Below are 7,453 nucleotides of genomic sequence, written 5' to 3' on the forward strand. Positions count from 1 at the left end.
GTCCTGTTACGGCCTTTTTGCTATAATGGAACTATGAATAACTTGATCAAATCAAAACTAGAGCTCCTGCCAATCAGCCCTGGTTGTTACATTCACAAGGATAAAAATGGCACCATTATCTATGTTGGAAAGGCTAAAAATCTGCGCAACCGTGTGCGCTCCTATTTCCGTGGAAGTCACGATACCAAGACGGAAGCTCTGGTGTCTGAGATTGTGGATTTTGAGTTTATTGTCACGGAGTCCAATATTGAGGCACTTCTCCTAGAAATCAACCTCATCAAGGAAAATAAGCCTAAGTACAATATCATGCTCAAGGATGACAAGTCTTATCCCTTTATCAAAATCACCAATGAGCGTTATCCTCGCTTGATTATCACCCGTCAGGTCAAAAAGGACGGAGGTCTTTATTTTGGCCCTTATCCAGATGTGGGGGCAGCCAATGAAATCAAGAGACTATTGGACCGGATTTTTCCTTTTCGGAAATGTACTAATCCACCGTCTAAGGTCTGTTTTTACTACCATATCGGCCAGTGTATGGCCCATACTATCTGTAAAAAAGATGAGGCCTATTTCAAGTCTATGGCTCAGGAGGTTTCTGATTTCCTAAAAGGACAGGATGACAAAATCATCGATGACCTCAAGTGCAAGATGGCAAAGGCGGCTCAGACTATGGAATTTGAACGTGCGGCGGAATACCGTGACCTGATTCAGGCTATTGGGACTCTTAGGACCAAGCAACGAGTCATGGCAAAGGATCTCCAAAATCGGGATGTCTTTGGCTACTATGTGGACAAGGGTTGGATGTGTGTCCAGGTTTTCTTTGTTCGTCAAGGCAAGCTCATTGAGCGGGACGTCAATCTCTTCCCCTACTACAATGATCCAGATGAGGACTTCTTGACCTACGTGGGGCAGTTTTATCAAGAAAAATCCCACCTGGTTCCCAATGAAGTATTGATTCCGCAGGATATTGACGAAGAAGCTGTCAAGGCCTTGGTGGATACCAAGATTCTCAAACCTCAGCGTGGTGAGAAAAAACAATTGGTCAATTTAGCTATAAAGAATGCCCGTGTTAGTCTGGAGCAGAAGTTCAATCTGCTAGAAAAATCAGTCGAAAAGACCCAAGGAGCTATTGAAAATCTGGGACGCTTGCTTCAAATCCCGACCCCAGTCCGTATCGAGTCCTTCGATAACTCTAATATCATGGGAACCAGTCCTGTTTCAGCTATGGTGGTTTTTGTCAATGGCAAACCAAGTAAGAAGGATTACCGTAAGTACAAGATAAAAACGGTTGTTGGACCAGACGATTATGCCAGCATGCGAGAGGTCATTCGCAGACGTTATGGTCGAGTTCAACGAGACGGTTTGACTCCTCCTGATTTGATTGTCATTGATGGGGGACAAGGGCAAGTCAATATCGCAAAGCAGGTCATCCAAGAGGAGCTGGGTTTGGATATTCCAATTGCAGGTCTGCAAAAGAATGACAAGCACCAAACCCATGAACTGCTCTTTGGAGATCCGCTGGAAGTGGTGGAGTTGTCACGAAACTCTCAAGAATTTTTCCTCCTCCAACGCATCCAAGATGAGGTCCACCGCTTTGCTATCACTTTCCACCGGCAACTGCGCTCCAAAAATTCCTTTTCTTCACAGCTGGATGGAATTGAAGGGCTAGGACCTAAACGCAAGCAAAATCTTATGAAGCATTTCAAGTCTCTGACCAAAATCAAGGAAGCCAGTGTGGATGAGATTGTCGAAGTTGGGGTACCAAGGGCAGTCGCAGAAGATGTGAAAAGAAAGTTGAACCCTCAGGAAGAAGTGGAATTGGCTCAAGTGGCGGAAGAAAGAGTGGACTACCAAACAAAAGGAGATTATGATGAACCATAAAATCGCAATTTTATCAGATATTCATGGAAATGTGACTGCCTTAGAAGCAGTGATTGCAGATGCTAAAGCACAAGGAGTCAGTGAATACTGGCTCATGGGAGACATTTTCCTCCCTGGTCCAGGTGCAAATGACTTGGTCGCTCTGTTAAAGGAACTTCCTATCACAGCAAGTGTTCGAGGCAATTGGGATGATTGTGTCCTTGAGGCTTTAGATGGGCAATATGGCTTGGAAGACCCACAGGAAGTCCAGCTCTTGCGTATGACGCAGTATTTGATGGAGCGAATGGATCCTGCAACGATTGACTGGCTACGAAGCTTACCTATGCTAGAAAAGAGAGAAGTTGACGGACTGCGTTTTTCTCTTTCTCATAATTTGCCAAATAAGAACTATGGTGGTGACTTGCTAGTTGAGAATGATACAGAGAAATTTGACCAACTCCTAGATGATGAAGTTGACGTGGCAGTCTATGGTCATGTTCACAAGCAGTTGCTTCGTTACGGTAGTCAAGGGCAACAAATCATCAATCCAGGGTCGATTGGCATGCCCTATTTTAATTGGGAGGCGTTAAAAAATCACCGTGCCCAGTATGCCGTGATAGAAGTGGAAGATGGAGAATTGGTAAACATTTTATTCCGAAAAGTTTCTTATGATTATGAAGCGGAGTTAGAATTGGCCAAGTCCAAGGGGCTTCCTTTTATCGAAATGTATGAAGAACTACGTCGAGATGACAACTATCGGGGGCACAATCTAGAACTCTTAGCTAGTTTAATTGAAAAGCATGGGTATGTGGAGGATGTGAAAGATTTCTTGGAGGCTATAAAGTCAGAATATAAGATAGACTAGTTTCTTTAAGCAACTGAGAATTAGTTGGAACTGGATGGGGAAAAAACTGGTTTTAATGATAAGTTTCAATCCAGGGCTTCATCCGTGTTCCAATTTCTTTCTATGAAAAATCTCTGCAAGCTCTTTCAAAATATGGTAGAATGGATGCAGTAGAATTAGAAAAGGAAATCGATTATGAAATTTCTTGAATTAAATAAAAAACGTCATGCGACTAAGCATTTTACTGATAAACCAGTAGATCCCAAAGATGTGCGTACGGCTATCGAAATCGCAACCTTGGCCCCAAGTGCCCACAACAGCCAGCCATGGAAGTTTGTAGTCGTTCGTGAGAAAAATGCTGAACTGGCAAAATTAGCTTATGGTTCGAACTTTGAGCAGGTATCATCAGCGCCTGTAACCATTGCCTTGTTTACCGATACAGACCTTGCCAAACGTGCTCGTAAGATTGCCCGCGTCGGTGGTGCAAAGAATTTCTCAGAAGAGCAACTCCAATACTTTATGAAAAATTTGCCTGCCGAGTTTGCCCGATACAATGAGCAACAGATTAGTGACTACTTGGCCTTTAATGCTGGTTTGGTTGCCATGAACTTGGTTCTGGCTTTGACAGACCAAGGGATCGGTTCCAATATTATCCTTGGTTTTGACAAATCAAAAGCCAACGAAGTTTTGGACATCGAAGACCGTTTCCGCCCAGAACTCTTGATTACAGTGGGCTATACAGATGAGAAATTGGAACCAAGCTACCGCTTACCAGTAGATGAAATCATCGAGAAAAGATAGAAAGAAGAAAAAATGACAGCAATTGATTTTACAGCAGAAGTAGAAAAACGTAAAGAAGACCTCTTGGCTGACTTGTTTAGCCTTTTGGAAATCAACTCAGAACGTGACGACAGCAAGGCGGACGCTCAGCATCCATTTGGACCTGGGCCAGTAAAAGCCTTGGAAAAATTCCTTGAAATCGCAGACCGCGATGGCTATCCAACTAAAAATGTTGATAACTACGCAGGACATTTTGAGTTTGGTGAAGGAGAAGAAGTTCTCGGAATCTTTGCCCACATGGACGTAGTGCCAGCTGGTAGCGGTTGGGATACAGATCCTTACACACCAACTATCAAAGATGGTCGCCTTTATGCGCGTGGAGCTTCAGATGACAAGGGTCCTACAACAGCTTGTTACTATGGTTTGAAAATCATCAAAGAATTGGGCCTTCCAACTTCTAAGAAAGTTCGCTTTATCGTGGGAACAGACGAAGAATCTGGCTGGGCAGACATGGACTACTACTTTGAACATGTAGGACTTGCGAAACCAGACTTTGGTTTCTCACCTGACGCTGAATTCCCTATCATCAATGGTGAAAAAGGAAACATCACAGAATACCTTCACTTTGCAGGTGAAAATACTGGTTCAGCTCGTCTTCACAGTTTCACAGGTGGATTGCGTGAAAACATGGTACCTGAGTCAGCAACAGCAGTTGTTTCAGGCGACCTGGCTGACTTGCAAGGGAAATTAGATGTCTTTGTTGCAGAACACAAACTCAGAGGAGAAATTCAAGAAGAGAACGGTCGGTACAAGGTGACCATCATTGGTAAATCTGCCCATGGTGCTATGCCTGCCTCAGGTGTCAATGGCGCGACCTACCTGGCCCTCTTCCTCAGTCAGTTTGACTTTGCAGGACCAGCAAAAGACTACCTCGACATCGCTGGTAAGATTCTCTTGAACGACCATGAGGGTACAAATCTCAAGGTTGCTCATGTAGATGAAAAGATGGGTGCCCTTTCTATGAATGCTGGTGTCTTCCGCTTTGATGAAACAAGTGCTGACAATACGATTGCCCTTAACTTCCGCTATCCAAAAGGAACAAGTCCAGAGCAAATCAAGTCAGTTCTTGAAAACTTGCCAGTTGCTTCTGTTAGCCTTTCTGAACACGGTCACACCCCTCACTATGTGCCAATGGAAGATCCACTTGTGCAAACCTTGTTGAATGTCTATGAAAAACAAACTGGTCTTAAAGGTCACGAGCAAGTCATCGGTGGAGGTACCTTTGGTCGCTTGCTGGAACGTGGGGTTGCCTACGGTGCTATGTTCCCAGACTCAATCGATACCATGCACCAAGCCAATGAATTTATCGCCTTGGACGATCTCTTCCGAGCAGCAGCAATCTATGCTGAAGCTATCTATGAATTGATCAAATAATACTCAATGAAAATCAAAAAGCAAACTAGGAAGCTAGCCGCAGGCTGTACTTGAGTACGGCAAGGTGAAGCTGACGTGGTTTGAATTTGATTTTCGAAGAGTATAAAACGATAGAAGTCTGAGATTTTAATCTTGGACTTCTTTTTGGAGGGAAAACAGATGTCTCAAATCGAAAGAATCAAGCAAGCCATTATGGCGGATCCACAGAATACCAGCTATACAGAACGCGGAATCGAACCACTTTTTGCGGCGCCAAAGACAGCTCGCATCAATATTGTCGGTCAGGCTCCTGGACTTAAAACACAAGAAGCTGGAATTTATTGGAAGGATAAGAGCGGCGATCGCTTGCGAGACTGGCTCGGCGTGGATGAAGATACCTTTTACAATTCAGGTTATTTTGCAGTTCTGCCAATGGATTTTTACTTTCCAGGACATGGCAAGTCAGGCGACCTTCCACCTCGTAAAGGCTTTGCCGAAAAATGGCATCCGCAACTCTTGCAAGAGTTGCCCGATATCCAATTAACTCTCTTGATTGGGCAGTATGCCCAAGCCTATTATTTACATGAGAAAGTTAGTGGCAAGGTGACAGAACGGGTAAAACATTACCAGAACTACTTGCCAACCTATTTTCCACTAGTTCACCCCTCACCACGAAATCAAATATGGATGGCTAAGAATCCTTGGTTTGAGTCAGAAGTAGTGCCAGATTTGAAAAAAAGAATTCAAAAGATTCTTGGAGAAACAAAATGAAAGAAATTACTTTTAACGATTTTTACCAGCTTTACCAGAATAGTTCACTTTCTGTGCTGGACGTGAGAGAAGTGGATGAGTTTGAAGCTCTTCATTTAGAAGGTGCTCAGAATCTTCCTCTGAGTCAATTAGCTGATACTTATGATCAACTGGACAAGGATCAGTTACACTATGTTATTTGTAAAGCTGGAATGAGATCAGCGCGTGCTTGCCAATTCTTATCAGAACAAGGTTATGAGGTTATCAATGTTCAAGGTGGTATGACTGCCTTTGAAGAACTCTAGACGTAAGAATTTCTCCTACTTGGCGTGGACCGGGTAGGGGATTTTATTTTTAGACAATTCTCATTTTTAAGAATCTTGAAAACATTCAATATTTACTTCGTGAAGCTTTTTTCATACTCCTATTCATGATATACTAGGTCAGTATTTTATAAATATGAAGGAGATTTTCATGGCTAAAAAAGGTGCCTTAACAGGTTTACTCCTGTTTGGAATATTTTTTGGTGCGGGAAACTTGATTTTTCCGCCTTCTCTAGGTGCTCTATCTGGAGAACATTTTCTTCCTGCCATCGCAGGTTTTGTCTTTTCAGGCGTCGGTATCGCTGTTTTGACTCTTATTATTGGAACGCTAAATCCTAAAGGATATATCTACGAGATTTCAACAAAGATAGCGCCTTGGTTTGCGACTCTTTACCTCTCAGTTCTTTACTTGTCAATCGGTCCATTCTTTGCAATCCCACGTACAGCTACAACAGCTTACGAAGTAGGGATTAGCCCCCTTTTGTCGGATGCAAATAAAGGTCTTGGTTTGATTGTCTTTACGATTCTGTATTTTGCGGCAGCCTATTTGATTTCGCTTAATCCATCAAAAATCTTAGACCGCATCGGCCGTATTTTAACACCAGTCTTTGCAATCTTGATTGTTATCTTGGTTGTACTAGGTGCTTTCAAATATGGTGGAACAAGCCCTCAAGCTGCGTCAGCTGCTTATCAAGCTTCTGCCTTTGGTACAGGTTTCCTAGAAGGTTACAATACTTTGGACGCTCTTGCTTCAGTTGCCTTTAGTGTAATCGCAGTTCAAACCTTGAAACAACTTGGATTTTCAAGTAAGAAAGAATACATTTCAACCATTTGGGTTGTTGGTATCGTTGTTGCCCTTGCCTTCAGCGCCCTTTATATCGGTTTAGGTTTCCTTGGAAATCATTTCCCAGTACCTGCTGAAGCGATGAAGGGTGGAACACCAGGTGTTTACATCTTGTCACAAGCGACTCAAGAAATCTTTGGCTCAACAGCTCAACTCTTCCTTGCAGCTATGGTTACCGTAACCTGCTTCACAACAACAGTTGGTTTGATTGTGTCTACAGCTGAGTTCTTTAATGAACGCTTCCCACAAATCAGCTACAAGGTTTATGCGACAGCCTTTACCTTGATTGGATTTGCTATTGCAAACCTCGGTTTGGATGCAATCATTAAGTACTCAATTCCAGTATTGGTAATCTTGTATCCAATCACTATTGCTATTGTGATGATTGTGATTGTTAATAAGTTTGTACCCCTATCAAAACCGGGTATGCAACTAACAATGGGAGTTGTCACAGCAATCGCTGTTGCAAGTGTTCTTGGAAGCTCCTTTAAGATTGAGTTTCTAGCAAATCTTGTCAATGCTTTGCCTTTTGCTAAGGCATCCCTCCCATGGTTGGTACCAGCCATCGTCGGAATCTTGCTTTCATTGGTTCTACCATACAAACAAGAGAGTGATGTTTTTGAGATGGAATAAAAAAAT

General features: G+C 42.9%; 7 protein-coding genes. All 7 read left to right on the plus strand.

What is annotated here, in order from left to right; all coding sequences use genetic code 11:
- Positions 1–33: 33 nt before the first annotated feature.
- Positions 34–1,881, plus strand: a complete 1,848-nt coding sequence (gene uvrC, locus SORDD27_RS01385; protein ID WP_061426908.1) for an excinuclease ABC subunit UvrC — start codon at positions 34–36, stop codon at positions 1,879–1,881.
- Positions 1,871–2,725, plus strand: coding sequence for a metallophosphoesterase family protein (locus SORDD27_RS01390; RefSeq protein ID WP_061426910.1), 855 nt, complete (start codon positions 1,871–1,873; stop codon positions 2,723–2,725). Before uvrC ends, SORDD27_RS01390 begins: the two co-directional genes overlap by 11 nt.
- A 174-nt stretch (positions 2,726–2,899) precedes the next feature.
- The gene (locus SORDD27_RS01395) at positions 2,900–3,505 is read left to right on the plus strand and encodes a nitroreductase family protein (protein ID WP_061426912.1); all 606 of its coding nucleotides are present in this window, start codon (positions 2,900–2,902) and stop codon (positions 3,503–3,505) included.
- Between the two features lie 12 nt (positions 3,506–3,517).
- A complete protein-coding gene (gene pepV / locus SORDD27_RS01400; RefSeq protein WP_061426914.1) occupies positions 3,518–4,918 on the plus strand; it encodes a dipeptidase PepV in 1,401 nt (466 codons plus the stop codon).
- 159 nt (positions 4,919–5,077) lie between these two features.
- Positions 5,078–5,668, plus strand: a complete 591-nt coding sequence (locus SORDD27_RS01405; RefSeq protein ID WP_061426916.1) for a uracil-DNA glycosylase family protein — start codon at positions 5,078–5,080, stop codon at positions 5,666–5,668.
- Positions 5,665–5,952: a rhodanese-like domain-containing protein gene (locus SORDD27_RS01410; protein WP_061426918.1), complete on the plus strand. Its 288-nt coding sequence runs from the start codon at positions 5,665–5,667 to the stop codon at positions 5,950–5,952. The genes SORDD27_RS01405 and SORDD27_RS01410 overlap by 4 nt, the downstream gene beginning before the upstream one ends.
- 169 nt (positions 5,953–6,121) lie before the next feature.
- On the plus strand, positions 6,122–7,447 hold the full coding sequence (gene brnQ, locus SORDD27_RS01415) for a branched-chain amino acid transport system II carrier protein (protein WP_061426920.1): 1,326 nt from the start codon (positions 6,122–6,124) through the stop codon (positions 7,445–7,447).
- Positions 7,448–7,453 lie beyond the last annotated feature (6 nt).

Source organism: Streptococcus oralis (assembly GCF_001579025.1).
In the GTDB taxonomy this organism is placed as follows: domain Bacteria; phylum Bacillota; class Bacilli; order Lactobacillales; family Streptococcaceae; genus Streptococcus; species Streptococcus oralis_X.

Coding starts and splice junctions, on each gene's coding strand:
- uvrC (WP_061426908.1), top strand. CDS start 34: ATGAATAACTTGATCAAATCAAAACTAGAGCTCCTGCCAATCAGCCCT.
- SORDD27_RS01390 (WP_061426910.1), top strand. CDS start 1,871: ATGAACCATAAAATCGCAATTTTATCAGATATTCATGGAAATGTGACT.
- SORDD27_RS01395 (WP_061426912.1), top strand. CDS start 2,900: ATGAAATTTCTTGAATTAAATAAAAAACGTCATGCGACTAAGCATTTT.
- pepV (WP_061426914.1), top strand. CDS start 3,518: ATGACAGCAATTGATTTTACAGCAGAAGTAGAAAAACGTAAAGAAGAC.
- SORDD27_RS01405 (WP_061426916.1), top strand. CDS start 5,078: ATGTCTCAAATCGAAAGAATCAAGCAAGCCATTATGGCGGATCCACAG.
- SORDD27_RS01410 (WP_061426918.1), top strand. CDS start 5,665: ATGAAAGAAATTACTTTTAACGATTTTTACCAGCTTTACCAGAATAGT.
- brnQ (WP_061426920.1), top strand. CDS start 6,122: ATGGCTAAAAAAGGTGCCTTAACAGGTTTACTCCTGTTTGGAATATTT.